This window comes from Pedobacter sp. GR22-10 (assembly GCF_026239715.1).
Lineage (GTDB): Bacteria > Bacteroidota > Bacteroidia > Sphingobacteriales > Sphingobacteriaceae > Pedobacter.
Genome location: NZ_JAPIVR010000002.1, coordinates 228,831 through 254,867, shown reverse-complemented (window position 1 = coordinate 254,867; position 26,037 = coordinate 228,831). Strand labels below are relative to the sequence as shown.

Sequence of the window (26,037 nt, the reverse complement as noted above, 5' to 3'; positions counted from 1 at the left end):
TGACTAATGACTAATGACTAATGACTAATGACTAATGACTAATGACTACAAATGGATCACCTCGCCGTATGCATCAGCTGCTGCTTCCATAATGGCTTCGCTCATGGTTGGGTGCGGGTGAACAGATTTGATCATTTCATGTCCGGTAGTTTCCAGTTTACGGGCAACTACAATTTCAGCGATCATTTCAGTTACGTTGGTACCAATCATGTGTGCGCCTAATAATTCACCATATTTAGCATCAAAAATAAGTTTAACGAAACCATCTTTTGCACCGGCCGCACTTGCTTTACCCGAAGCTGAGAAGGGGAACTTACCGATTTTCAATTCATAACCTGCGGCTTTCGCTGCTTTTTCGGTATACCCAACAGAGGCAATCTCTGGTGTGCAATAGGTACATCCCGGGATGTTGTTATAATCTAAAGGTTCAGCATGCTGACCAGCGATTTTCTCCACACAGATAATACCTTCCGCAGAAGCTACGTGGGCAAGCGCTTGTCCGCTCACCACATCACCAATGGCATAATAACCTTTTACTGAAGTGTTGTAGAATTCATCTGTAACGATTTTGCCTTTTTCCGTTTTAATGCCTGTTTCTTCTAAGCCAATATTTTCGATATTCGCCACAATACCTGCCGCCGAAAGCACGATATCGGCTTCTATCGTTTGCATACCTGAAGCCGTTTTCACCGAAACTTTGCAGCCGGCACCACTGGTATCTACTGCTTCTACCGATGCAGAAGTCATCACATCGATACCTACTTTTTTCAGGCTTCTTAATAATTGTTTGGAAACATCTTCATCCTCTACCGGAACAACGTTTTCCATAAACTCCACAATGGTCACTTTCGTACCCATGGTGGCATAGAAATAGGCAAATTCAACACCTATTGCGCCAGAACCCACTACAACCATGCTTTTAGGCAATTCAGGCAGTACCATGGCCTGGCGATAGCCGATAATTTTTTTACCATCCTGTTTCAGGTTCGGCAATTCCCTTGAACGGGCACCTGTAGCAATAATGATGTTTTTGGCCGTCAATTCTTTTTGAGAACCATCAGTGCCTTTAACTTCCAGCTTATTACCTGGCTTTACTTTACCCGTGCCCATGATCACGTCGATCTTGTTTTTCTTCATCAAAAACTGAACGCCTTTACTCATGCCATCGGCTACACCACGACTGCGTTTTACCACAGCGGCAAAATCAGCAGTGGCTTCTGCAGTGGTGATGCCATAATCTGCTGCATGATTAATATATTCAAAAACCTGTGCACTTTTCAACAGTGCCTTAGTTGGGATACAGCCCCAGTTTAAACAAATACCGCCAAGTGATTCGCGCTCTACAATAGCAACTTTCATTCCTAGCTGAGAAGCTCTGATCGCAGCTACATAACCACCCGGGCCGCTGCCTAAAACAATAACATCGTAATTCATCTGTTTTTTTTTGTTTTTTTATATCTGTCAGATGGAGCGTACCATCATTAAAATTATCATTTCCATTAAAGAATGGTTGCAGTTAATTATGGACGGTTCATATCTATCTATATAGAGATTTCTTTTTAATTTATTTCTTTTATTGCCGTAATATCCTGATTAAAAAGTCGCTAATCGAACAGATTGATTTTCTTCTGACATCTTTAAATGTTCGGATATTACATGCCTGCGCTTTTTCATTTACGCAACAACAGCCCAAAACTAAAAAAAAAATGTTAATTGATAGGGTGATTCTTTCGATAGTCATGTAAAAACTAAAAAATTTACAATGAAGTTTTATTAACAGTTTACGGGTATGAAGTTATATTATTTGGCTGCTTATTCAAAAGTCTTCCAGGAAATTTGCTTATGTTATTAAATTAATACCAATTAGGTTAGAATACCTGAGTATGACTTCTTATTTTCAGAAATTACGCCTGATGCATGTATTATCTGGTAAAATTCTTAAGCATCACGATCGTTAAGAACAATTATTAGGGAACTGTCAGATTTATTTAGGTTTTGCTGCATTATTTTTAAGTTTTAATTCAGTTTTATGTTAATTATTTAGTTGTTTAAGCAATCCTTTGATAAAGTGAAAGTTATGGTGTTAAATGAAGAGCTGAATTGTTGAAAAGTTTTGTGTTTGTTAACGTAAATTTAACATTGGATGTTAAAATGTGTTAAATTTTAATACATACATTTGCAGCAATAAAATCACCCCAATTTATTATTCAACAACAAAAACATTAAAAAACAAAGGATGAAAAAAACTTTACTATTAAAAATTGTAGTAATTGTTCTTGCTTTTGTAGGTTTTGTATCTGTCTCCAATGCACAGGTAACTACATCATCAATGACGGGTACTATCAGGGATGCAAAAGGCACCTTACCTGGAGCAAGCGTAAAAGCTACACATACCCCAACAGGTACAGTTTATACTGTATCGACCAATAATGATGGTCGTTTTACTATAGGTGGTATGCGTGTAGGCGGGCCTTACACTATTGAAATAAGCTTCGTAGGGTACAGACCAGAAAAACAAACTGAGGTTTATTTAAAATTAGGTGAGCCTTATTTGGAAAATGTAACTTTAGTTGACAACAGTTCTACTCTTGCAGAAGTTAAAGTTGTTGGTCAAAGTAATAACGCCATTATGAATTCAAATAAAAGTGGCGCTAACACTGTTGTAACCAGACAACAAATTCAATCACTGCCAACTATTACCCGTAGTGTTAATGATTTAACACGTTTAACGCCTCAAGCAAATGGTACATCAATTGGTGGTGGTAATTATCGTTCAAATAACTTTACCGTAGATGGGGCAAACTTTAATAACCAGTTTGGTATCGGTCAGAACATCCCTGCCGGTGGTTCTCCTATTTCAATTGATGCGTTAGAACAAATTTCGATTAATGTAACTCCGTATGATGTTCGTCAATCTGGATTTACAGGTGGTTCAGTAACTGCAGTTACACGTTCAGGAACAAATACTTTTTCTGGTAATGCATTTTATACCATGAGAAATGAGGACAATCAAGGAAAAAGAATTGGTGAATCTTATCGAATCCCTAATTTACAAAAATTAGATGAGAAAAATTATGGTTTTAGCTTAGGTGGTCCAATTGTTAAAGATAAATTATTCTTTTTCGTTAACTACGAAAAGAAACATACTATTGAGCCGGGAAATAACAGAATCGCTGCAACTTCCAGTTTACCATACAATAGCGGCGTATCAACTGTTGCTCCGGCAACTTCAACTGATTTAGATCGGTTAAAATCTTTTCTTATTTCTAGATATGGTTATGATCCAGGTGTTTACCAGGGATATTCGAACATCAGTGATAATGAAAAGATGTTTGCGCGTTTAGATTGGAATATTTCAAAAAATCATCGTTTCAGTGTTCGTTATAATCAGGTAGAAAGTAAATCACCAAGTTCAGCAAGTACTTCAGTTACCGGTTCCGGTGTAACAGGTAACTTAGGTTACGGTAACGTTAGATCTGGTTCTAATACAAATGCCGGTTTAAATTTTTCAAATTCTAATTACTACCAGGCAGCTAACTTATATTCTGCTGTAGCGGAATTAAACTCCAATTTTGGTAGCAAAATAACAAACGTAGCCCGTGCAACTTATTCTCACCAAAATGACCCTAGAACTTCAGATAGTTCTCCTTTCCCTTTGGTTGATATTTTAAATAATACGCAAACAGGTACATCTGCAGGTAACGTATTAACAACTTTTGGTTATGAACCATTTACTTATGGTAACCTAAGAGATGTTAAAGGTTTTACTTATAGCGATGATTTAACATTAGCTTTAGGTAAACACAACATTACCTTGGGTGCTCAGGCAGAATTCAGTACAACTAAAAATGGTTTCCAACGTTTTGGTACCGGTTTTTATACTTTTGCTTCTTATGCTGATTTTTATAACAATGCCAGACCATTACAATATTCAGTTACTTATCCTTTAACATCAGATGGATCTCAGGCTTTCCCTAGTTTTAAATTCGCGCAATATTCTGCTTATTTACAAGATGAGTTTACAATCTCTGATCGTTTAAAAGTTACAGCAGGTATTCGCTTTGAGCAAGCAACTTATCCAGATGTTTCCGAAATCAGAACTCATCCGTTAGTAGCTGCTCAAACATTCGCCAATGGCCAAAAAGTAGATACTGGAGTTTTACCAGATGCTAAATTAACTTATTCTCCTCGTTTTGGTTTCAATTGGGATGTATTGGGTGATCGCTCTTTACAAGTTCGTGGTGGTTCAGGTATCTTTACTGGTCGTGTGCCTTTTGTATGGATTGTTTCTCAATCAGGTGATGCTGGCTTACTTCAATATACTCAGGTTTATTCAGGTGCCTCAACGCCATTCTTTAATCCTAGCATTGCACCTAACTTAACTACCGCTGCTCCGGCAGCCGGAACAAGTATTCCCGGAACAATCAGTTCAATGGCTACAGATCTTAAATTTCCTCAAACCTGGAAATCAAGCTTAGCTATAGATTTCAAATTGCCAGGCGGAATAGTGGCCACTTTAGAAGGGATTTACGGTAAGGACCTAAATGTTGCGGTTGCTAAGAACGTAAACTTACAGGATCCAACAAATTTAACTATCGCTGGTTATCCAGATAACAGACCATTCTACGGAAGTTCTGTTAATTCAAGACAGGTGGTAAATATTACTGGTGCTGGTCTTCCAAGTACAACTGGTACATCTGCACTGAACGTTGTTCAAATGACAAATGCTAAAGGTGGTTACAATTGGCAAGCAACAGCACAATTAACAAAACAGTTTAATAGTGGTTTATCTGCCATGATTGCATATACCCGTTCTGATCAACGTAACTTTGGCGATGGTAGTGGTGATCAATTGTTAAACTTATGGTCTATTCCATACACTTCAACAAATTCGAATAACCCAACATTAAGTTATTCTCAGAATTTAACGCCTGATCGTGTCATTGCAAGTATTTCATACAGAAAAGAATACATTAAGAATTTAGCGACTTCATTCTCATTGTTCTATCAAGGTTCACAACAAGGAAGATATTCTTACTACTATAGTGCTGATTTCAACCGCGATGGACAAACCAACGATTTGATCTATATTCCACGTGATGCTTCTGAGATTACATTCACCAATATTCCTAGTGGAACAACGGGTTATGCCAGAGCTTATTCTGCACAAGAGCAAAGTGATATTTTTGCGAACTACATTGAAAATGATCCTTATTTAAGTAAACATAAAGGTCAGTATGCAGAGCGTAATGGTGCATTATTACCTTGGAGAAATCAGTTTGATTTAAGATTAACGCAGGAAGTTTTCAAAAACTTTGGCAATACTAAAAACTCGTTCCAATTTACAGTTGATATCTTTAATGTAGGTAACTTATTAAACCGTAAGTGGGGTAATGTGAACTTTGCAAATAATGCTGCAATCTTAGTTCCTCAAAACGTATCATCAATCAATGCGACAACTAAACCAACATTTAGATTAGCGAATACTCAAGGTGATATTGTAAGAGAATCATTTGGTACTTCACAAACCACCTCTTCAACCTATTACATGCAGTTTGGTGTACGTTATAACTTCAACTAGGCTGTAAAATTTTAAATTGATCAAAATGAAAAATATATTATCAAAAGTTATGGTCGCTGCAAGTGTCATTGTTTTCTCAATGAGCGCTTGTAAAAAAGACCCTAACGCTGAAAAAGAAGTTTCAGGTACTGGAGCAACAACGATTGAGTTAGCTAAAGGCAATGCTATATCTGCGACGGGTACAGTTGGAACAAGTGTTGTAACTTTAAATTACATTGTTGGTGAAAAACTTTTCCCTGCTAAAGTAATTCCAAAATTAACGGTGTATTATTTAACGAATACGCAAACAAGTGCATCTGCGGTAAGTAGTTCTGTAAGAACTCAGCTTTACACGGCAACTAATGTTTCGCTTGCAGCAACAGCAACTCCGGTTACAGGTGCTCCAGTTGTAACGGCAATTGGTGCTTATGGTAATGCTAATAACATTACTTGGGGGCTTACCTACACATTTAAATTAGGTGATATAGGGAAAGGTTTATTTACAGTAAGTAATAACGTTGCGTCTCAATCAAGAGGTACAAGTATTATTATTGTAGCTCAGGATGCATCAAATACAACCCTTGCAGAGTATACTTTCGCTCTTTCTGAATTTGGATTAAGAGCTGCTTTGTAAGTTTAAATATTTAAAGCCCTAACTGCCTAGAGCACTGAAAAAGTCTCTATTAAAATATGGGAGAAAAAGGAGTAGGAATTAATCATTTCTGCTCCTTTTTTGTATCTTAAAGTATTTCAGTGATACCTTAATGATATCCAAATCAAAAAAGCTTTCAGAAAGAAGCTTTTAGGTTAATATAGTATTCTATTTATAGCTAACTCCATTTTTAAACAGCTCATTCAATACCCCAGCCAAACGGATCCCGCCCATCTCTATTCTTTTATTTGCAATAGCGATATGCGATTGATAATAAGCATCGTCTAATTTATTATTTTTCTCCACTTCCTGATAAAGCTTTGAACTGATTTTGTAACTTTCAAATAACCAGTCAACAGGTGTGGCCCTTTGCCATTTTCTTATTCTGGATTTACCCACATCATCTTTTGCCACAAGCTGTGTCATGCTAAGCCCCTGGTGATCTAATAACCGGCTATCCCAAAGGCTGTGAAGATTCGTTCCTTTTCCATCAAACTGTACCTGGATGGTATTACCACCTTTATCTTCGGCCCGACTTACATGCATGGGCTGATGGGCATCTCCAACTAAATGCACAATGAATTTTAAAGCAATTATTTTTTGATCTTTAGTGGCGTTTGGATTTTTGATGACAGATTCATTCAATGTCAGCGCTGTCAACAAGTTTTCATTTTTTAAGCTTTCAATAGCGTCTTTGAATTTTCGACGGCTTAAACCCAAGGGAAGATTCACAAAATGCCATCCGGCTGTATTCTTGTATTCTGGTTGATTGCGAACCTCGTCAGCCCAGGAGGCAACATCTGCTAATGTTTCTTGGCCAAGCAGTTCTTTAATGGCTTGCTTAGCCCCATCATTCAGGTGTTTTTCTGCAATGGAAGCTACAGTTTTGTGTCCGAAAAATCCCCAGGAGCTCAAAAAGATGGCTGTACATATTAGTACGCATCCAACAATTATTCTTTTCATGCTACGAAGATATTAATCTGTGCCGACGGGTTTTTCCTGACTTAGAAATATTACAATTCTCCTCCAATAAAAAATAGGCTTTGGGTTTTATCCAAAGCCTATCCGATATTTAAATGTAAAATCTTAATGATAAATAAAAGTCCCCTTGTCGCTTTCGATGGTTACCTGTTTCCGGTCACCTTTTTCTACACGGCCGATCACCTGTGCATCAATGTTAAAGCTTTTTGAGATCTCGATAATACTTTCAGCAATCTCTTGTGGTACATAAAGCTCCATGCGGTGGCCCATATTAAATACCTTATACATTTCCTTCCAATCTGTACCTGATTGTTCCTGTATCAGTTTAAATAGCGGTGGAACAGGGAACAGGTTATTCTTGATGACATGGATATCCTCATTGATGAAGTGTAATACTTTGGTCTGTGCACCACCACTGCAATGGACGATGCCATTAATTTGCTGGCGATGTTTGGCTAATATTTTTTTAATCACCGGCGCATACGTACGGGTAGGGGATAAAACCAGCTTTCCTACGGTAATTTTACCAAAACCTTCAATTTCGATTTCATCCGTTAATTTCTTTTGACCAGAGAAGATCAAATCAAAAGGTACCGCTGGGTCAAAGCTTTCCGGATAGTTGTCTGCTACTGATTTATCAAAAACATCGTGACGGGCAGAGGTTAATCCGTTTGATCCCATTCCACCGTTGTATTCCGTTTCGTAGGTGGCTTGTCCGGATGAAGCCAAAGCCACGATAACATCTCCAGCTTTAATGTTATCATCGCTGATCACCTCGTCACGTTTCATCCTGCAGGTAACGGTAGAATCTACAATAATGGTTCTGACCAGATCGCCAACATCAGCTGTTTCGCCACCTGTTGAGTAGATGGAAATTCCCTGCCCGCGGAGATCAGCCAGAATTTCTTCAGTCCCGTTAATCACCGCAGCAATCAAGTCTCCTGGAATTAGATTTTTATTCCTTCCGATGGTTGAAGACAAAAGGATATTATCTGTAGCACCCACACAAATCAGGTCGTCAAGATTCATGATAATGGCATCCTGAGCAATACCTTTCCAGACTGACATATCACCGGTTTCTTTCCAGTAAACATAAGCCAGTGATGATTTCGTACCTGCACCATCTGCATGCATGATATTGCAGAAAGCCTCATCACCACCTAAAATATCAGGAATGATTTTGCAGAATGCTTTTGGGAAAATTCCTTTGTCGATATTTTTGATGGCATTATGCACATCTTCTTTTGAGGCAGAAACGCCGCGCTGATTGTACCTGTTATCACTCATGTTGCGGCAAAGATAGTTTTTTAAGGTGGAAGGTAAAAGGGTAGAAGATAGAAAGTCTGAAGTTGGGCGTCAGAAGTCTGGAGATAATAGATCAAATATCGGTGTGGAGTAGAGGCTTTTACCTGCACGGCTTTTCTTAACAATATAATTGAAAAAGGTTTTGGAAGTGAAAGGTAGTTTTTCATAGGAGCCTGCAGCCCCACTTTTCCTCCTGCCGTTTTAAATGTCGTGTATTAAAAACTGTCGTTTAAAACGGCATCCGTACAATCGGGCTTAGTTTACCGGGGTTCGTTCATTGTGGCGGTTTTTTCCCTGCCCTGGCCTATGTTAAATAAACCTGATTGCATGGATGCTGTAAACGACGAATATTAAAAAAGATGGTGAAAAATTTACAGCAGAAAGGAAAGCAGGACTGTTTTAACGGATGAGCACAGGTATTGCTTTCCAAAAAAACCTTTATAAACGTAAACCACTTTTCAATCAGCTCCTGAACCAAGTTCAGGAGCACGTTATAATGTGGGATAACAGTAACCAGTTTTAATAATTAATCGATTAACCAGTTTACAGTTTTCATTTGACAGTTTACTTGCAAAGGCAACCAATCACCAACGAACCAATGATTAATGATCTAATAAAAAAGGGCGTAAAGTTTTCACCTTACGCCCTATACCTTTTAGCTTATACCTTTCTTATTTCATGAATAATAATTCTCTGAATTTTGGTAAAGGCCAAACACTATCATCAACAATCTGCTCCAATTTATCTGCATGGTAACGGATCGTATCAAAGTAAGACTTCACTTTTTCATCGTAAGCAATTGCTTTCTCACGTGTATCTTCGATTTTGTTGGTTACTTTACGCTCTTCCAACATGGCATCGATATTGGTTTTGACGATATCTAAATGCTCAGATAGTTTTTTTACAATATCAAGAGAAGATTTGCTTTCAATACCCAAGTCTTTCAATCCTTTTACATTCTCGATTAGTGAGTTCTGGTAAGCAATTGCAGCCGGAATAATAGCCGTATTGGCTACTTCACCCATCACACGGGCTTCAATCTGTAATTTTTTGTAGAAATTCTCTAACATGATTTCATGACGGGCATGAATCTCACGTGCACTGTAAATGCCTGTTGTAGCAAATAAATCTGCAGATTTTTCTGTTAAATAAGCATCAAGGGCTTTAGGCGTCGTTTTGATATTTGATAAACCGCGTGTTGCCGCTTCATCTTCCCACTCCTGGCTATAACCATTTCCTTCAAAACGGATAGCTTTAGATTCTTTGATATATTTTTTAATTACTGTTAATAAAGCGATATCTTTTTTATCCCCTTTTTTGATCAGTTTATCTACTTCCACTTTGAATTTGGTTAACTGCTCAGCCATGATTGCATTTAAAATCGTCATTGGTGCTGAAGAGTTAGCCGAAGAACCTACTGCCCTTAACTCAAATTTATTTCCTGTAAAGGCGAAAGGAGAGGTACGGTTACGGTCAGTATTATCCAATAAAATTTGTGGAATTTTAGGGATACCTAACCAAAGGGCATTATCTTCTTTGATTTTTTTGCTGATGCGTGAGTGCTCAATTTCATCTAACACATCGTTCAGTTGCGAACCCAGGAAGATGGAAATGATTGCCGGTGGTGCTTCGTTAGCACCTAAACGGTGATCATTACTTACTGATGCAATACTGGCACGTAATAAATCAGCATGCTCGCTAACGGCTTTGATGGTATTCACAAAGAAAGCCAGGAACATTAAATTATTTTTAGGTGTTTTACCTGGTGCCAATAAGTTTTTACCGGTATCTGTAATTAACGACCAGTTATTATGTTTACCTGAACCGTTGATTCCTGCATATGGTTTTTCATGTAATAAAACACGGAAATGGTGACGGCGGGCCACTTTTTCCATCAAATCCATTAACAACTGATTGTGGTCAATCGCTAAATTGATTTCCTCATAAATAGGCGCACATTCAAATTGAGATGGTGCCACTTCATTGTGACGGGTTTTTAACGGAATACCTAATTTTAAAGCTTCATTTTCGAAGTCAACCATATACGTGAACACACGCTCAGGAATTGATCCGAAATAGTGATCTTCTAATTGCTGACCTTTGGCAGACATGTGTCCGAATAAAGCACGGCCGGTTAACAATAAATCCGGACGGGCGTTGAATAAAGACTCATCAACCAGGAAATATTCTTGTTCGATACCTAAAGATGCATTCACTTTAGTAATGCTTTTATCGAAATATTGGCAAACATCTACAGCTGCTTTATCAAGTGCTGCTAATGCTTTTAATAATGGTGCTTTATAATCTAATGCTTCACCGGTATAGGATACAAAAACAGTTGGGATACAAAGTGTTTTACCTGCTTTGCTTTCCATAATGAAGGCTGGAGAAGAAGGATCCCATGCGGTATAACCACGTGCTTCGAAAGTATTACGGATACCGCCGTTAGGGAAACTGGATGCATCAGGCTCTTGCTGAACCAATGCACTACCGGCAAATTTTTCGATAGCACCATCGCCACTTGGCTCAAAAAATGAATCATGCTTTTCTGCTGTTGTACCGGTTAGTGGTTGAAACCAGTGCGTGTAATGCGTTGCACCAGCACTCATTGCCCAAGCTTTCATGGCCGTAGCAATCTGGTTAGCATCGTCAGAATTAATTAACTCGCCCTGGTTAATGGATGAGATTAATTTTTCATACACGTCCTTAGATAAGAAATCTCTCATTTTTTTCTTATCAAATACATTAGCGCCAAAAAAATCAGAAATTTTTGAAGATGGTGATTTAACTTCTGGTGAAATTCTGTTTTGAGCCTCTTTTAATGCGATGGTTCTTAAGCTTTTCATTAATTTGTTATGTTTTTTGTCAAAAATAGGATATTTTATTAATTTTTATAAAACAATCGCAAGAAATATGTGAATTTTATTGAATATGAAATAAAAAAATGTTTCAGCGATCAAAAATTTCATTTTTGGTAAAGAAAGGAGATTTTTTAACTGTTTTATGGAATTGTTGATTTTGCTACATCATGCTTAAAACTAAAAAGCTATGTTCAATTCATCAATCAATGTGTACAAAACCGAGTGGCTCGATCTTGTATTTGCTAACCGCAACAAAACTTATGGCGCCTATGAATTAAGGTCTAAATCTGCTAGGATCATGACTAAAGCCCTGCTGGTGTCTGCAGGTTTATTTCTTTTTGCCGGCTTTGCGCCTTTAGTTTACAGCAAAATGTTTCCTTCTGTCGTTGAAGTTGCTGATACTCCAAAGGTAGTGGAACTGGATAATGTGATCCACCAGATGAAAAAGACCGAACCTGAAAAAAAGGCTGAGCCTGTAAAATCAGACCCGGTGAAAGTGAAAACCGTAGCGGTATCCTCTAAAATTGTGGTTGTAGACAAAAAAGAACTTCCTGAACCGCCCAGTATTAAAGACATGCAGGATGCTATAATCAGTGATAAAACCCAGGCAGGAGAAGTTAAGCCAAGCCTGGTTGTCAATACTGCTGTAGCCACTGGTAACGGCGATGGATTGGCTAAAGGAGATAATGGCGATTCGAATGCAATTATAGAGGGCATGGGTGTGGATGAATATCCAGAATTTACAGGCGGAATGAAGGCCTTTGCAAAATATATGGAGCGCAATTTACGCTATCCTTCCCAGGCACAGGAAGATGGCATTCAAGGTAAGGTATTTGTCAGTTTTGTTGTGGAAAGGGATGGTTCGATCACTGATGTTAAAGTATTAAGAGGCATAGGTTATGGCTGCGATGAGGAAGCCATGAAAGTGATTAAAAAATCTCCACTCTGGAAACCCGGAAAAAATAAAGGAATTCCGGTAAGGGTAAGGTATAATATGCCGATTAATTTTAATTTGATGTAGCTGGAAAGGGTTAGGTGGGGCGTTGGTTAATGGTGTAGACGGTTAGTTGGGGAGATGTTGGATTAATGGAATGTTTTGTCTTTCTTAACTTGATTCAGGATAATGCAATACGAAAATATCGCTAATTGCACATTTAAAAATGGTGTGATGATAACAAAAGGCTTGAGTTTTGCTCAAGCCTTTATCATGTTATTTCAATCTATTTAAAGTGATGTAGCAATTAACCCTCTAATTTTCTTCTACCCATTTTCTGGCATTTACAAATGCTTCAATCCAAGGCGATACTTCATCTTTTCTGCCGGCAGGGTAGTTGGCCCAGTGCCACTGGAATAAGGAACGCTCAATGTGTGGCATCATGACCAAATGGCGGCCAGTTTCGTCACACATCATCGCCGTATTATAATCAGAACCATTCGGACTTGCAGGATAACCTTCGTAAGCATATTTGGCCACGATTTTATACTGATCTTCGGCATATGGTAACGAGAATCTTCCTTCGCCATGTGATACCCAAACACCTAACGTACTACCGGCCAGGGTAGAAAGCATTACCGAATTATTTTCCTGTAAGGTTAGTGAAGTGAAAATACTTTCGTGCTTGCCACTCTTATTATGCAGCATTTTTGGTTTGTCTTCATGCTGCTTGTTAATCAGACCCAGTTCTATAAATAACTGACAGCCATTACAGATACCTACAGATAAAGTATCGGGGCGGGCAAAGAATTTCTCTAAAGCCACTCTTGCTTTTTCATTGTATAAAAAGGCACCAGCCCAGCCTTTGGCTGATCCTAAAACATCAGAGTTGGAGAAACCACCAACGGCACCGATAAATTGAATATCTTCCAGGGTTTCGCGACCTGTGATTAAGTCGGTCATGTGTACATCTTTCACGTCAAAGCCTGCCAGATACATGGCGTTCGCCAGTTCACGCTCAGAGTTACTTCCTTTTTCACGGATAATCGCGGCTTTAGGACGAGGTTTTGAAGCATCAATAGCCGGTTTTTTCCCGTCAAACTGTGGCGGGAAATTATATTTTAATACCTGATTCTTATAATTGTCGTAACGTTCTTTTGCTAATCCGTTACCGGTTTGCTTGCTGTCTAATAAGTATGATGTTTTAAACCAGACATCACGTAAATGATTGATTTCAAAATTGAAATGATCTGTTCCATTCTTCACCTCAAGAGCAGCTGAAGATGTGACCTTTCCAATTTTGTGAAAATTAACACCGGCATGGGCTAACGTATCTTCCACTGATGCATCGGCCTGGAAAACCAGGGCAATATTTTCAGCAAACAACAATTTAACGATATCTTTTTCACCTAAAGCAGAAAGATCAATTGATGCACCTAAATCACGATCAGCAAAACACATTTCCAGTAAGGTTGTAATTAAACCACCGCTACCGATATCATGTCCGGCCTGAATTTTATCTTCTTTTATTAACTGTTGTATCGTGTTGAATGCTTTTGAGAACAGATCTGCATCTTTAACATCAGGTGTTTCCGTTCCGATTTTATTTAGAATCTGTGCAAAAGATGAACCACCTAATTTATAGGTATCGTTTGAAAGATTGATGTAATAGATCGAACCACGGTTTTTTTGCAATACAGGCTCTATTACTTTCGTAATATCATTACAATTGGCACCTGCAGAAATAATCACTGTTCCGGGGGCAATCACATCGCCATCTTTATATTTCTGTTTCATGGAAAGCGAGTCTTTTCCGGTTGGGATGTTGATGCCTAAACCGATTGCAAAATCAGAACAGGCTTTAACAGCAGCATATAAACGGGCATCTTCACCTTCATTTTTACAGGCCCACATCCAGTTTGCGGAAAGTGAAACGCTTTTCAGTCCGTCTTTTAATGGTGCCCAAACAATATTGGATAAAGATTCGGCAATGGCATTGCGGCTGCCGGCTGCCGGATCAATCAGAGCAGAAAGTGGTGCATGGCCTACTGAAGTGGCAATGCCTTCTTTTCCCTGAAAATCAAGTGCCATTACGCCACAGTTATTCAATGGCAACTGCAATGGACCAGCGCTTTGCTGTTTGGCTACGCGGCCACCCACACAACGGTCAACCTTATTGGTTAACCAGTCTTTTGATGCCACAGCCTCAAGTTGTAAAACCTGCTCTAAATAAGTATTTAAATCAGCTTTGTTATAAACAACTTCATCGTATTTGCGATCAATGGTTTGATCATCCATTACAATTTTCGGCGAGCTACCAAACATGTCTTTCAATTCTAAATCCATCGGCTTAATGCCCGAAGTTTCAGATTTGAAAGTAAAGCGATGATCGCCGGTGACCTTACCAACGGTGTACATCGGTGAGCGTTCGCGATCAGCTATTTTTTGTAAAGTTTCGATGTGTTCGTTGCCAATTACCAATCCCATTCTTTCCTGAGATTCGTTACCGATAATTTCCTTTGCCGAAAGGGTAGGATCGCCAACAGGTAATTTATCCAGATTGATTAATCCACCTGTTTCTTCTACCAGTTCTGATAAACAGTTTAGGTGGCCTCCTGCACCATGGTCATGAATAGAGATGATTGAGTTGTGTTCGCTCTCGACCATGCCCCGAACGGCGTTGGCCGCACGTTTTTGCATTTCCGGATTTGATCTTTGAATCGCATTGAGTTCAATACCCGATCCGTGTTGACCAGTATCAGCCGATGAAACTGCTGCACCACCCATGCCGATTCTATAATTTTCACCACCCAGGATCACAATGTTATCACCTTCCTGTGGTTTCAGTTTTTGCGCCTGACTGGCTTTGCCGTAACCAATACCTCCGGCAAGCATGATCACTTTATCGAAACCTAATTTGCGGGCGTCCTCTTCGTGTTCAAAGGTTAAAACCGAACCTGTAATGAGTGGCTGGCCAAATTTATTTCCAAAATCTGTAGCGCCGTTTGATGCTTTAATCAGAATATCCATTGGGGTTTGATACAGCCATGCTCTTTCTTCCACACTTTTTTCCCAGGGACGGTTTTCTTCCAATCTGGAAAGTGCCGTCATGTAAACTGCGGTTCCGGCTAAAGGTAAAGAGCCTTGTCCGCCAGCTAAACGATCTCTGATTTCGCCACCAGAACCTGTTGCCGCACCATTAAAAGGTTCAACAGTGGTTGGGAAGTTATGTGTTTCTGCTTTTAATGAAATCACCGAATCAAAATTACTGGTAGCGTAATAATCTGGAATATCAGCTCTTTTTGGCGCAAATTGCTGCACTGTCGGACCTTTTATAAAAGCCACATTATCCTTATAGGCAGAAACGATATCGTTAGGATTTTCTTCTGAAGTTTTACGGATCAGTTTAAATAATGAAGTAGGTTGCTCCACGCCATCGATCACAAACTTTCCGTTGAATATTTTATGCCGGCAATGTTCTGAATTTACTTGTGAGAAACCAAAGACTTCTGAATCCGTTAAAGGTCTTTCTAATCGGGTAGCTAATGAATTTAAATATTCAACTTCTTCATCACTTAAGGATAAACCTTCCTGTTTATTATAGGCTGCAATGTCTGTAATTTCTAAAACAGGTTCAGGCTTAATATCAATGGTATATACATCCTGGTCAAGTTTGCCGTATTTTTGCGAAAGCATCGGGTCATAATCTGCAAAATCTTCTGCAACAGCTTTAAACTCCTCGATCCTGATGATGCCCTGTATGTCCATGTTCTGCGTAATCTCTACCGCATTGGTGCTCCAGGGGGTAACCATGGCTGCCCTTGGTCCGACGAAAAAGCCGCTGAGTGCAGTTTCTGGTGAGATTTTGGCGCCGCCGAACAACCATTCGAGTTTAGTAATATCATTGATACTAAGCGATTTGTCTGTTTGTAGTGCAAAAACCGCCTGCGATTGATTAAGGAAGAAATGAATCATGCTTTTTTTTTGAAGTTGCAAATTTAGGTTTTTTAGATTTAATGCGTGAATGATTACTTCATAGAATGGGAGAATGTGGAAATAATGACGTGATTGTGGAGAGAGTAGCGGAAATATTAAATAGGAAATGAGAAATAGCGCTCAGAAATGAATGAGGGATTGAATGATCAAATGATTGAATGATCAAATGATTGGAATGAGAGAGTTAGAAATGGCTAATGTAAAATCATCAGGTGTGGTGCAATAAATTAGAAAACTGTGTGTTGTCGCCTGAGGTTGCTATGGTAAAAATTTGAATCATTTTCTGCAACTTTGCTACATTCTATCATTCAAATTCACTCATTTCAAGATGTTCAACCGAATTCATCATATTGCCATTATTTGCGCTGACTACGAAAAATCAAAAGATTTCTATGTAAACAAGCTGGGTTTTACCATTCTTGCTGAGGTTTATCGGGAAGAGCGGAAATCATATAAATTGGATCTGGCGGTGAACGGCTTATATCAGATTGAACTTTTTTCCTTTGAAAATCCGCCAGCCAGGCCATCTAAGCCAGAGGCGCAGGGCCTAAGGCATCTGGCGTTTGAAGTAGATGATATAGAAGCCGAAATAGCCAGGCTACAACATCAGGGCATTACAACAGAACCTGTTCGGGTAGATGAATTTACAGGAAAGAAATTTACGTTTTTTGCTGATCCGGATGGTTTGCCGCTGGAATTGTATGAGATATAAAGCCGGTCAGGTAGTTAGATGTGGAGTTGTAAAAATGGTTAGTTGGTTATTGCATTGTTATGAGCATTTTTAAGTTTAAACAGTTTGAAGTAGATCAGGCAGGTTGCGCCATGAAGATCAATACTGATGGGGTGTTGCTTGCTGCAATGGCCAATCATGAGGGGGCTGAAAACATTCTGGATATTGGATCAGGTACCGGAGTTATTGCCCTGATGCTGGCCCAGCGTTTTCCTGAAGCTCATGTTCACGCAGTAGAAATTGATCAGCAGGCTGCTGAAACCGCCGGAAAGAACTTTAATGCTTCCGTTTTTAATGATCGGTTAACCATTGATCATGTCGCAATTGAACAATATCACCATCAAGAGAAATTTGACATGATCGTTTCCAATCCGCCTTTTTTTGTGAATGACTTAAAAAACGAAGAAGCCAGAAAAGGAATCGCCAGGCATGCAGATCATCATTTTTTTAACATGCTCGTTCAGAAATCCAATGAATTGCTCAGTGATTCGGGAATGCTGTGGCTCATACTGCCGGTAAAGCAGGCAAACGAAGTCGTTCTAGAAGCTTTAAAGTGTCAGCTCTCACTTGTCAAACGCATCTATATACATTCTGATGAAAGCAAAGCTGCTTTCAGGCAGGTTATTGGTTTAGGGAGAATAGCACACCCGTTAACCGAATCACATTTTTATATCTACCAATCAAGGGGTAAACATACCGAATCATACGAAGCCTTATTAAGCGACTTTTTTCTGGCTTACTAGGCGTATTGTGCCCTTTATTGATATCGATATGCGTGTAAATAATCCTGAAAAAAAAATAAAACCCTGAGAAAGCTGTATAATTATCACTCACATCAATTACAATATGAAAAAAATAGGTTTGATTTCTGATACGCATGGCTACCTGGATGATGCTGTTTTTAAACACTTTGATCAGGTAGATGAAATCTGGCATGCGGGTGATTTTGGTCAGGATGTTGCCGCTCCTTTAGCCGCGTTCAAGCCATTGCGTGGCGTGTATGGAAATATAGATGATGCTGCCATCCGTGCTGAGTTTCCGGAAAAAAATCGATTTAGCTGTGAAAAGGTAGATGTATGGATGACCCATATTGGAGGATATCCGGGGAAATACACTGCTTCTGTTAAGTCTGAAATTTACACTAACCCGCCTAAATTATTTATCACCGGGCATTCGCATATTTTAAAAGTAATGTTTGATGAAAAAATAAAATGTTTGCATATAAACCCCGGTGCGGCAGGAAAACACGGATGGCACAAGGTGCGTACACTGATCAGGTTTTGCATTACTGACGAAAATATTCATACCTTAGAGGTTATAGAGTTATCGGGTAGATAATGTAAAATGTACACTAAGTATGGTTTGTGGCGTTAAAACACTAGGACAATTTATTATAGAAAAACAGGCAGATTTCCCTTATGCCAAAGGTGAACTCTCCAGGCTGCTGAGAGACATTGGCATTGCCGCAAAAATCGTAAATCGCGAAATCAATAAAGCTGGTTTGGTTGATATTCTTGGTGATATGGGTACTACCAATATCCAGGGAGAAGAACAAAAAAAATTAGATGTTTATGCCGATAAACAGTTTATTGCCGCACTAACCAGTGGTGGCGAATGCTGTATGGTGGCAACTGAAGAGGAAGACGAGATCATTCATATCGAATCTCCGGTTTCCAATAACGCTAAATATATTGTTTGCATCGATCCTTTGGATGGTTCTTCAAACACCGATGTAAATGTGGCGGTTGGGACTATATTTTCCATTTATAGAAGAAAGTCGACTGATGGAAAAGCAAGTCTGACAGATGTTTTACAGAAAGGGACGGAACAGGTTGCCGCAGGTTATGTGATTTATGGTTCTTCTACCATGATGGTTTACACCACCGGAAAGGGTGTAAATGGATTTACGTTGGATCCATCCATAGGCGAGTTTTGCCTTTCGCATCCGCAGATGAAAATCCCTGAAGAGGGTTATCTGTACTCAGTTAATGAAGGGAATTATGTGCACTTTCCTGAAGGCGTAAAAAAATACATCAAATATTGCCAGGTAGAGGATGAAGCTACCCACAGGCCTTATACCTCACGCTATATCGGCTCGATGGTAGGAGATATTCACCGTAATTTAATTAAAGGCGGGATTTATATTTATCCGACCACTTCGCGCTCTCCTAACGGGAAATTGAGATTGTTATATGAGTGCAACCCGATGGCTTTTATAATCGAGCAGGCCGGTGGAAAGGCAAGTACCGGTTTTGAGCGCATCCTGGATATTGTCCCTGCCGAATTACACCAGAGGGTGCCGATTTTTATTGGTTCCAGAAAAATGGTAGAAAAGGCAGAAGAAATGATGCTGCTCCACACGGCAAAATCGATTTCAATTGATGCTCATGTAGCAGCAAAACTGGAAGATCTAAATGTAATTGGCGGGATTGATTAAAACAGGTTTGCTTTATTTCTTTCTGCTTCAAAAAAAGTATCTATCGCCAGATTTTGCTTGTCTTGAGAAGCGAAAACAGCTAAACGGTCGCAACGCTCATTCTCCGGATGGTCGTTGTGGCCTTTAATCCAGATGAATTTTACCTGGTGAAGCTTATACAATTCGAGGAAACGCATCCAGAGGTCTTTATTTTTTTTGTCCTTAAAACCTTTGCTTACCCAGCCGAAAACCCATTTTTTTTCAACGGCATCTACCACATATTTTGAATCAGAATAAACGGTTACCTGCTGATTTAAACTTTTCAGGGCTTCCAGCCCTTTAATAACAGCCAGTAATTCCATTCTATTGTTGGTGGTCATCCTGAAGCCGCCGCTGAGTTCTTTATAATGCTGGCCTGCCCTTAAAATTGTACCATAACCCCCTGGTCCGGGGTTTCCACTAGCTGCTCCGTCTGTGTAAATCTCGATCATAAACGGGGTAAAGTTATGTTTTTAGGTTTAAAATAGCTTGTTTTATCTGTTGGTGAATTTTTTTTTCAATTTCAAATTATTGAATGTTAAGGAATTAAAAATTAGTTGTGAAAACTTTGAAAAAAATATTTGCAAGGAATATTAAAAGTCGTACTTTTGTGACACTAAAAAATACGGTGGCTGTAGCTCAGTTGGTTAGAGTATTGGTTTGTGGTGCCGAGGGTCGTGGGTTCGAGCCCCATCAGCCACCCAGGTTTTAAGAGCAGTTCTGAAAAGAGCTGCTTTTTTTGTTGTGTGCCAGGCATAGCAATCGATTATATGGTACGAATTCTGCGATTTCATTAACCAAAGGTGTTTGATATCATATGCCACTTTTTTTAAGGAAAAAGGCAGCTTACCAGGTATCTTTTGCCTTCTATACTGGAGTTTTCATAAAATAAATTAAGATTCGTTAAATTCTTAATTGCTGTACCTGCATTGGCAAATGTTCAGTACTGTTCTATTTTTGATTGTTGGGCTCAGTTAATCTGAATTTCCAAACTGAAAAAGAAAATCAGATTAGCCAGTCCGCTTTTATCAGCTTGAAGATGCCGTTCACATTGATCTGCGCAGCATTGGCTATACTTTATCCCTAGAAGCCAGGAACGTTATTAAAAAAAAAATACCAATTGATTGTGGTAGAAAGGCGAGAAAAGATATAAGACTGTGTATATAGCTGTTGATGATTAAAAAAAAGAATAGTTTTTGATAATTTTAAAATGAAATCATAAAATAAGTTTTATTTCGTTATAAATATCTCGTTAAATTTGCCGAACCTATGAAGATTTTGTTAAGTTACCTTAAAAAACACAAGTATATTGTCTTATTGGCATTGTTGATGACAGCAATTAATCAGGGCTTTTCGCTCGTTGAGCCATTAATCACTGGAAAACTTGTTGATGATTACATCAATAAAAGAGATTTACTCACCAGACATGAATATTTTACCGGAATTATGACTTTAATTGGTTTGGGGATAGGCGCAGCGCTAATATCTCGAATTGCCAATAATTTTCAGGATTTTTTTACCATCACCATTGCTCAGAAAACCGGGGCTGAAATGTATGCCGACGGAATGAAACATTCTTTGGATATGCCATACTATGTTTTTGAGGAGCAAAGAAGCGGAGCAAAGCTAGACATGCTGGGCAGGGTGAGAAGCGACTCGGAGAACTTTATAAAATCTTCCATCAATGTCACCTTTATGGCTTTGTTTGGGATCATATTTGTAAGCGTATATTCTGCTTTAATCAGTTATAAAGTTACACTGGTTTTCGTCGCCTCCGTCCCGATTATCACTTATTTAAGCTGGAAGCTCTCTGAGAAGGTAAAGGTTATTCACCGGGCAATTATATCCAAGACGTCAGTTTTGGCAGGACGTTCCACAGAGTCACTTCGAAATATCGAACTGGTAAAAAGTCACGGCTTAGGCGAACAGGAAATTAATCGTTTAAATACGGCAACTTATAAGATTCTAAACCTGGAAATTGTAAAAACCAAAATTTTGCGGATGCTGAGTTTTATTCAGGGTAGTACCGTTAATATTGTGAGGAGTGTAATGATTGTAGTGATGCTCATGCTGATTTTTGACAAGGAACTTTCAGCAGGCCAATACTTTAGTTTTTTATTATACTCTTATTTCCTGTTCGGGCCATTACAGGAATTCGGACACATGGCTTTAACCTGGCGGGAAGCTCAGATATCTTTCGGTAATTTCAAGCGTATTATGGATATGCCTGTGGAAGCCATACCCGAGGACCCAACCTCATTGCATAAAATTGATCATATCGAATTTAAGAACGTGTTCTTTAAATATAAAAACAGCAATCGCAATGCCTTGAATGGCATCTCGTTCCATGCTGAAGAAGGGGAAACAGTTGCATTTGTAGGGCCTTCCGGATCAGGGAAAACCACATTGATTAAATTATTAGTTGGCTTATATAAGCCATTCAAAGGAGATGTGTTTTATAATAAGACGCATACAGATGAAATCCATCTTGATGAGCTGAGAAGAAAGATCGGTTTTGTGACTCAGGATACACAGCTGTTTTCCGGCAATATCAGAGACAACCTTAGGTTTGTTAGGCCTGATGCGACGGATGAGGAGTGTATGGAAGCACTTAAAAAAGCTGCTTGCCAGTCATTGTTGTCGAGAGCGGAAGATGGCCTTGATACGCTGATTGGAGAGAGCGGTGTAAAAGTTTCTGGTGGCGAAAAGCAAAGGTTATCCATAGCGAGGGCATTATTAAGAAAGCCCAATATTTTGTTGTTTGACGAAGCCACCTCGGCGTTAGATTCCCTGACAGAAGAAGAAATTACCAAAACGGTAAATAAGTTATCTGAACTTAAAGATCATATTACCCTGATCATCGCCCACCGCTTATCAACAATCATGCATGCTAACCGAATTTATGTTTTGGAAAATGGCGAAATTGTCGAGAGTGGTAATCATGAAGAATTAATTGAGCAAAAAGGGCTTTATTACGCCATGTGGCGCCAGCAGATAGGCAGGCGTAAACTCGTTGAAGAAATGAATAAACTTGATGAATTGTTACTCAATTGATGAAGTGTGCTCAAAATTTAAGGTTTAAAGCGGGTTTATCCTGCTTTAAACCTTGTTTAGCTAAGCCGTTAACTTAACCTTTTCTCCAGTTTTTACAGCCTGGTAGATGGCCTCAATAATTTTAAGATCTTTCAAGCCTTCCTCACCATCTACAGGCACCACTGGTTTGTCATCTTCAAAGATAATAGTGGCCATTTTATCCATTTGTGTAGTCTGGTGAGTGGTTATGGGCTGTGTGAGTTCACCTTTGTGCGTTCTGCCCTTAATTGGACCATAACCGGTAGAAGGTTGCATTTCTGCAAATCCTTTGTCGCCACTCACAAAAAACCTATCCAGGTGATTGATATTATAACTAGACAAGCAGGAGGCGACCGCACCGCTTGGAAAACCCAGTTGAAATTGGATGGTCTCATCTACACCTTCTTTAAATATCGTCGGGTTAGTCTTGGTTTCCTGAGCCGTCACCCAAACCGGCTCTTCACCAACCATATACCTTGCCCCGTTGATGGCATAGATTCCAATATCCATCATTGATCCTCCGCCTGCAAGTGCTTTATTTAATCGCCATTGCTTGGGATCGCCTATTTTAAAACCACATTGTCCCTGAAAAAACATGATCTTACCAAAGTCACCTGCATTCCGCATTCGAATTACCTCCAGCGTTTGGGGTTCGAAGTGCATCCTATAGCCGACCAGTAGCCTGACTTTTGCTTTTTTACAGGCATCGATCATCTCTTGTCCCTCTTTGGTATTCAATGCCATTGGTTTCTCGCAGATGGCATGTTTCCCGGCTTTCGCTACACGGATAACATGACTGTGGTGAAGTGCGTTCGGCGTAATCACATAAATTGCATCAATATCAGGATTGTTTTTTACCTGATCGAAGGTATCATAGTTATAGCAGTTCTTTTCAGGGATTTTGTACTTCATTTGCCAGTCTTTAACCTTTGAGGGCGTACCACTGATTACGCCTACCAGCTTTGCTTTAGTACAGGCTTTCATTGCTTCTGCTACACGAGTGGCATATCCACCTAAACCCATGATGGCAACCCGGAGTATCTTACCATCATAGGGTTGTTCGATTTGGTCGGAAGTGTTTGCAAATGTAATTACTGAACTCAATTGCAACATCAATGCTGATGCGCCCATTTTTTGTAGAAAATCTCTTCTAGTATTCATATGTGTTCTATAGCTATGTATCCGTTCAACAAAATATTAAGCAATACATTTGATCACGCATTTATACCGCCTAACTTCTAGATTTACCCTATAAATTTAACACCGGCCTGTTACATTTGGTTTTCAAAATATATTTGGAGCTGGTCTTAACGTCCTGATAATTGCATGATAAACTTCCCGACTCTTTTTAGTACTGATGCTTTCAGGACAGCCTGTATGTTCCAAAAAATACCGGGACGCTCCGAATTGAGTTTATGGCCGTGATGAAAGTAATATGGTTATTAGATGACGGGCCTAACGGCTTGTATTGGTTATTGTAAACCTTAGTTAAACTATTGTCAGCTGATTTTTAAAGGAAGAGTTTGCTTAACTGATTTTAAAATTTATGGATCGTTACAGGGTAGGGAGATGTAATAAATCTTATTAAATGTTAACAAAAAATCATATATTTGTATGTTCAATAATACAATTTTGGGGTTTTTGTTGTAAGTTATTTATTTCTATTCTCAAGGATAGCATTTCTATGTCTTATAAATATAGAAATGATTTATGGTTTTAATAAATGGTAGATTTTAAACTCGTCAAACACCTATTGATCATGGTCAAATATTAGATTGACAAAAGTCAATCACTTTTTTGCTTATTTTTACAACCTTTGGGAAAGGTGATCTAAAGCCGGATTCGAGAATCTAGAATTCTTTAATAAAAACGTCTGTTCCAAACCATTAAGTATACATAGGATGAAATATCCAAAAGATATAGAGTTACCTTATATGATAATTCTCCGGAGATTTAAGTATCCTGCAATGGAGAAAATAAAATGAAGCATATCCTGAGCGTTATCAAAATTCTTCTGGAAGATACTTTTCTGAATTTGTATAAAACTTATAGGTGGATCTGGGCTGCAGTAGCCGGCAACCACCTACTTATTTTAGGCGTTATATTAATTGCATATCTCATAAGTACCGGAATGATATCGTCTTCCTTAAAAGAATTGTTTATCAGATAATAATGGATTGCTGAAATTGTTTTATTCAAGCACTTATTAATTTCCGGTTAAAGCAGGAGGCGTTTAAGGTGAGGCAAAATACGATTTGAATGGAAGGATCCAAGATCTTGATTATACTTAAGGATTCGGAGACAAGGTCAAAGATTTCCGATATACTCCGCATCAGCAAATATGTTGTTGAGTCTACAGATAATGGCAAAACAGCCATAGAAATTGTTAGAGGCCATCCACCAGATCTGATCATTTGTGGAATTGATTTGTACGGCGTTGATGGTTATGGTGTGCTTCGTATGGTGAATAAATTTATTGATACCGCAAATATTCCTATTGTGATGTTGCTAAAAAAAGGAGATCACAATGGCGTGCGGCGAACCATGGAAATTGGGGCAGAAGGGTATCTTATGGGGGATTTTGATGATGCAGAGCTTTTGAATCAGGTAGAGGTACGCCTGAGGAAAAAACGACTCCAGGTTGAATTTTTTTTAAAACAACATTTTCAGCAAAAAATTCCGTCTCATTCCGGAGAATTATTTTGGTTAGATGTTCACCGTGCGAAGCTCACAGCCAGGTTTTTTAAAAAAAACCAGGTGGTTTATTACAAAGGAGAATCACGGGGGGGACTCTATTATGTGCTCTCCGGCAAAGTAAAATCATTCATTTCCAATACATCCGGACATGAACTGATTACCGACCTCTACACCGCAGGAGATTATTTTGGAATACAGGATTTCGCCCTTGGCACCGCTGCATTTAATACGGTGAAAGCAATTGATGATTCCGAAATAATTGCCATTCCTTTAAATGAGGTTAATAAAATAGTAGTTGAACATCCCGAAACCCTGGGTTTTTTCGTGAAAAAATTAGCTGATACTGCGAATAAAAAGGATATCAAGGCACTGGAGCTGGCATACAGTACCGTTAAACAAAGAGTATCTAAAACTATAATCAGGCTGGCGGGAGAGGGGAAGAGTCCTGCCGAAAAAAAGCGTGTTAACCTCACCAGAAACGACCTGGCCGGTTTAATTGGCATTGCAGCCGAAACATTAAGTAGGATTTTGGGTGATTTTGCTAAGGAAGATCTGATTGAAAAGGACGGGAATGCCATTGTTTTGAAAAAGCTTGAGCATACGAAAACTGTTACATCTGAAACTTAGTTAATTGATATAGTCGTTTTGAAATTTGATTAAAGCGTATGCTTTGAAAAAAATCAATAAACATGTTGTCCGAAATTATATTTATTGTGCTTGAGGATTGGGAATTTTAAAGCGATTTAACCTCGTTCTTTCTTACAGATATTTTCAGGTAGGAATCCTGGACATGG

The 26,037-nt window shown here is 38.9% G+C and carries 16 protein-coding genes and 1 tRNA gene; 10 read left to right on the top strand and 7 right to left on the bottom strand.

The window, feature by feature from the left end; genetic code table 11:
* Positions 1–45: 45 nt before the first annotated feature.
* Positions 46–1,434, bottom strand: coding sequence for a dihydrolipoyl dehydrogenase (gene lpdA / locus OQX64_RS08535; protein WP_088302301.1), 1,389 nt, complete (start codon positions 1,432–1,434; stop codon positions 46–48).
* A gap of 802 nt (positions 1,435–2,236) precedes the next feature.
* Between lpdA and OQX64_RS08530 the strand changes: the two genes are divergently transcribed.
* Both OQX64_RS08530 and OQX64_RS08525 read left to right on the top strand, forming a co-directional pair.
* Positions 2,237–5,581, top strand: coding sequence for a TonB-dependent receptor (locus OQX64_RS08530; protein WP_265818444.1), 3,345 nt, complete (start codon positions 2,237–2,239; stop codon positions 5,579–5,581).
* Positions 5,582–5,606: 25 nt separating this feature from the next.
* Positions 5,607–6,194, top strand: coding sequence for a hypothetical protein (locus OQX64_RS08525; RefSeq protein WP_265818443.1), 588 nt, complete (start codon positions 5,607–5,609; stop codon positions 6,192–6,194).
* A 186-nt stretch (positions 6,195–6,380) separates the two neighbouring features.
* On the opposite strand, the gene OQX64_RS08520 is transcribed toward OQX64_RS08525, so the two are convergent.
* The 3 genes from OQX64_RS08520 to OQX64_RS08510 form a co-directional block, all read right to left on the bottom strand.
* Positions 6,381–7,175 (bottom strand): S1/P1 nuclease, encoded by a 795-nt coding sequence (locus OQX64_RS08520; RefSeq protein WP_265818442.1) that lies wholly within the window; start codon positions 7,173–7,175, stop codon positions 6,381–6,383.
* A 123-nt stretch (positions 7,176–7,298) separates the two neighbouring features.
* The gene (locus tag OQX64_RS08515; RefSeq protein ID WP_265818441.1) at positions 7,299–8,480 is read right to left on the bottom strand and encodes an AIR synthase-related protein; all 1,182 of its coding nucleotides are present in this window, start codon (positions 8,478–8,480) and stop codon (positions 7,299–7,301) included.
* 689 nt (positions 8,481–9,169) lie between these two features.
* Positions 9,170–11,344, bottom strand: a complete 2,175-nt coding sequence (locus OQX64_RS08510) for a glutamine synthetase III (RefSeq protein WP_265818440.1) — start codon at positions 11,342–11,344, stop codon at positions 9,170–9,172.
* 202 nt (positions 11,345–11,546) lie between these two features.
* On the opposite strand from OQX64_RS08510, the gene OQX64_RS08505 reads away from it, so the two are divergent.
* Positions 11,547–12,380 carry an energy transducer TonB gene (locus OQX64_RS08505; RefSeq protein WP_265818439.1) on the top strand — a complete coding sequence of 278 codons (834 nt, stop codon included), beginning with the start codon at positions 11,547–11,549 and terminating at the stop codon, positions 12,378–12,380.
* A 228-nt stretch (positions 12,381–12,608) separates the two neighbouring features.
* Here OQX64_RS08505 and purL read toward each other — a convergent pair whose 3' ends face one another.
* Positions 12,609–16,319: a phosphoribosylformylglycinamidine synthase gene (purL, locus tag OQX64_RS08500; protein ID WP_265819040.1), complete on the bottom strand. Its 3,711-nt coding sequence runs from the start codon at positions 16,317–16,319 to the stop codon at positions 12,609–12,611.
* A gap of 298 nt (positions 16,320–16,617) precedes the next feature.
* Between purL and OQX64_RS08495 the strand changes: the two genes are divergently transcribed.
* The 4 genes from OQX64_RS08495 (at position 16,618) to fbp (ending at position 19,456) form a co-directional block, all read left to right on the top strand.
* On the top strand, positions 16,618–17,001 hold the full coding sequence (locus OQX64_RS08495) for a VOC family protein (protein ID WP_265818438.1): 384 nt from the start codon (positions 16,618–16,620) through the stop codon (positions 16,999–17,001).
* A gap of 59 nt (positions 17,002–17,060) precedes the next feature.
* Positions 17,061–17,762, top strand: a complete 702-nt coding sequence (locus OQX64_RS08490; RefSeq protein WP_265818437.1) for a tRNA1(Val) (adenine(37)-N6)-methyltransferase — start codon at positions 17,061–17,063, stop codon at positions 17,760–17,762.
* A gap of 103 nt (positions 17,763–17,865) precedes the next feature.
* The gene (locus OQX64_RS08485) at positions 17,866–18,357 is read left to right on the top strand and encodes a metallophosphoesterase family protein (protein WP_265818436.1); all 492 of its coding nucleotides are present in this window, start codon (positions 17,866–17,868) and stop codon (positions 18,355–18,357) included.
* A 19-nt stretch (positions 18,358–18,376) separates the two neighbouring features.
* A complete protein-coding gene (gene fbp / locus OQX64_RS08480) occupies positions 18,377–19,456 on the top strand; it encodes a class 1 fructose-bisphosphatase (RefSeq protein ID WP_265818435.1) in 1,080 nt (359 codons plus the stop codon).
* Here the strand turns inward: fbp and rnhA are convergent.
* Entirely contained in the window at positions 19,453–19,926 is a 474-nt protein-coding gene (gene rnhA, locus OQX64_RS08475; protein WP_088302313.1) for a ribonuclease HI, read from the bottom strand. The genes fbp and rnhA overlap by 4 nt on opposite strands.
* Before the next feature lie 176 nt (positions 19,927–20,102).
* Here rnhA and OQX64_RS08470 point away from each other — a divergent pair.
* Together OQX64_RS08470 and OQX64_RS08465 are read left to right on the top strand one after the other, a co-directional pair.
* Positions 20,103–20,176, top strand: a tRNA-His gene (locus OQX64_RS08470).
* 567 nt (positions 20,177–20,743) lie between these two features.
* Positions 20,744–22,528, top strand: coding sequence for an ABC transporter ATP-binding protein (locus tag OQX64_RS08465; protein ID WP_088302314.1), 1,785 nt, complete (start codon positions 20,744–20,746; stop codon positions 22,526–22,528).
* Between the two features lie 60 nt (positions 22,529–22,588).
* Here the strand turns inward: OQX64_RS08465 and OQX64_RS08460 are convergent, their stop codons facing one another.
* Complete coding sequence (locus OQX64_RS08460) at positions 22,589–23,707, bottom strand: Gfo/Idh/MocA family protein (protein ID WP_265818434.1); 1,119 nt, start codon at positions 23,705–23,707, stop codon at positions 22,589–22,591.
* Between the two features lie 1,098 nt (positions 23,708–24,805).
* Here OQX64_RS08460 and OQX64_RS08455 point away from each other — a divergent pair.
* The gene (locus OQX64_RS08455; RefSeq protein ID WP_088302317.1) at positions 24,806–25,870 is read left to right on the top strand and encodes a response regulator; all 1,065 of its coding nucleotides are present in this window, start codon (positions 24,806–24,808) and stop codon (positions 25,868–25,870) included.
* Positions 25,871–26,037 lie beyond the last annotated feature (167 nt).

Coding starts and splice junctions, on each gene's coding strand:
- rnhA (WP_088302313.1), bottom strand. CDS start 19,926: ATGATCGAGATTTACACAGACGGAGCAGCTAGTGGAAACCCCGGACCA.
- OQX64_RS08495 (WP_265818438.1), top strand. CDS start 16,618: ATGTTCAACCGAATTCATCATATTGCCATTATTTGCGCTGACTACGAA.
- fbp (WP_265818435.1), top strand. CDS start 18,377: ATGGTTTGTGGCGTTAAAACACTAGGACAATTTATTATAGAAAAACAG.
- OQX64_RS08525 (WP_265818443.1), top strand. CDS start 5,607: ATGAAAAATATATTATCAAAAGTTATGGTCGCTGCAAGTGTCATTGTT.
- OQX64_RS08485 (WP_265818436.1), top strand. CDS start 17,866: ATGAAAAAAATAGGTTTGATTTCTGATACGCATGGCTACCTGGATGAT.
- OQX64_RS08460 (WP_265818434.1), bottom strand. CDS start 23,707: ATGAATACTAGAAGAGATTTTCTACAAAAAATGGGCGCATCAGCATTG.
- OQX64_RS08515 (WP_265818441.1), bottom strand. CDS start 8,480: ATGAGTGATAACAGGTACAATCAGCGCGGCGTTTCTGCCTCAAAAGAA.
- OQX64_RS08510 (WP_265818440.1), bottom strand. CDS start 11,344: ATGAAAAGCTTAAGAACCATCGCATTAAAAGAGGCTCAAAACAGAATT.
- OQX64_RS08505 (WP_265818439.1), top strand. CDS start 11,547: ATGTTCAATTCATCAATCAATGTGTACAAAACCGAGTGGCTCGATCTT.
- OQX64_RS08490 (WP_265818437.1), top strand. CDS start 17,061: ATGAGCATTTTTAAGTTTAAACAGTTTGAAGTAGATCAGGCAGGTTGC.
- lpdA (WP_088302301.1), bottom strand. CDS start 1,434: ATGAATTACGATGTTATTGTTTTAGGCAGCGGCCCGGGTGGTTATGTA.
- OQX64_RS08455 (WP_088302317.1), top strand. CDS start 24,806: ATGGAAGGATCCAAGATCTTGATTATACTTAAGGATTCGGAGACAAGG.
- OQX64_RS08465 (WP_088302314.1), top strand. CDS start 20,744: ATGAAGATTTTGTTAAGTTACCTTAAAAAACACAAGTATATTGTCTTA.
- OQX64_RS08530 (WP_265818444.1), top strand. CDS start 2,237: ATGAAAAAAACTTTACTATTAAAAATTGTAGTAATTGTTCTTGCTTTT.
- OQX64_RS08520 (WP_265818442.1), bottom strand. CDS start 7,175: ATGAAAAGAATAATTGTTGGATGCGTACTAATATGTACAGCCATCTTT.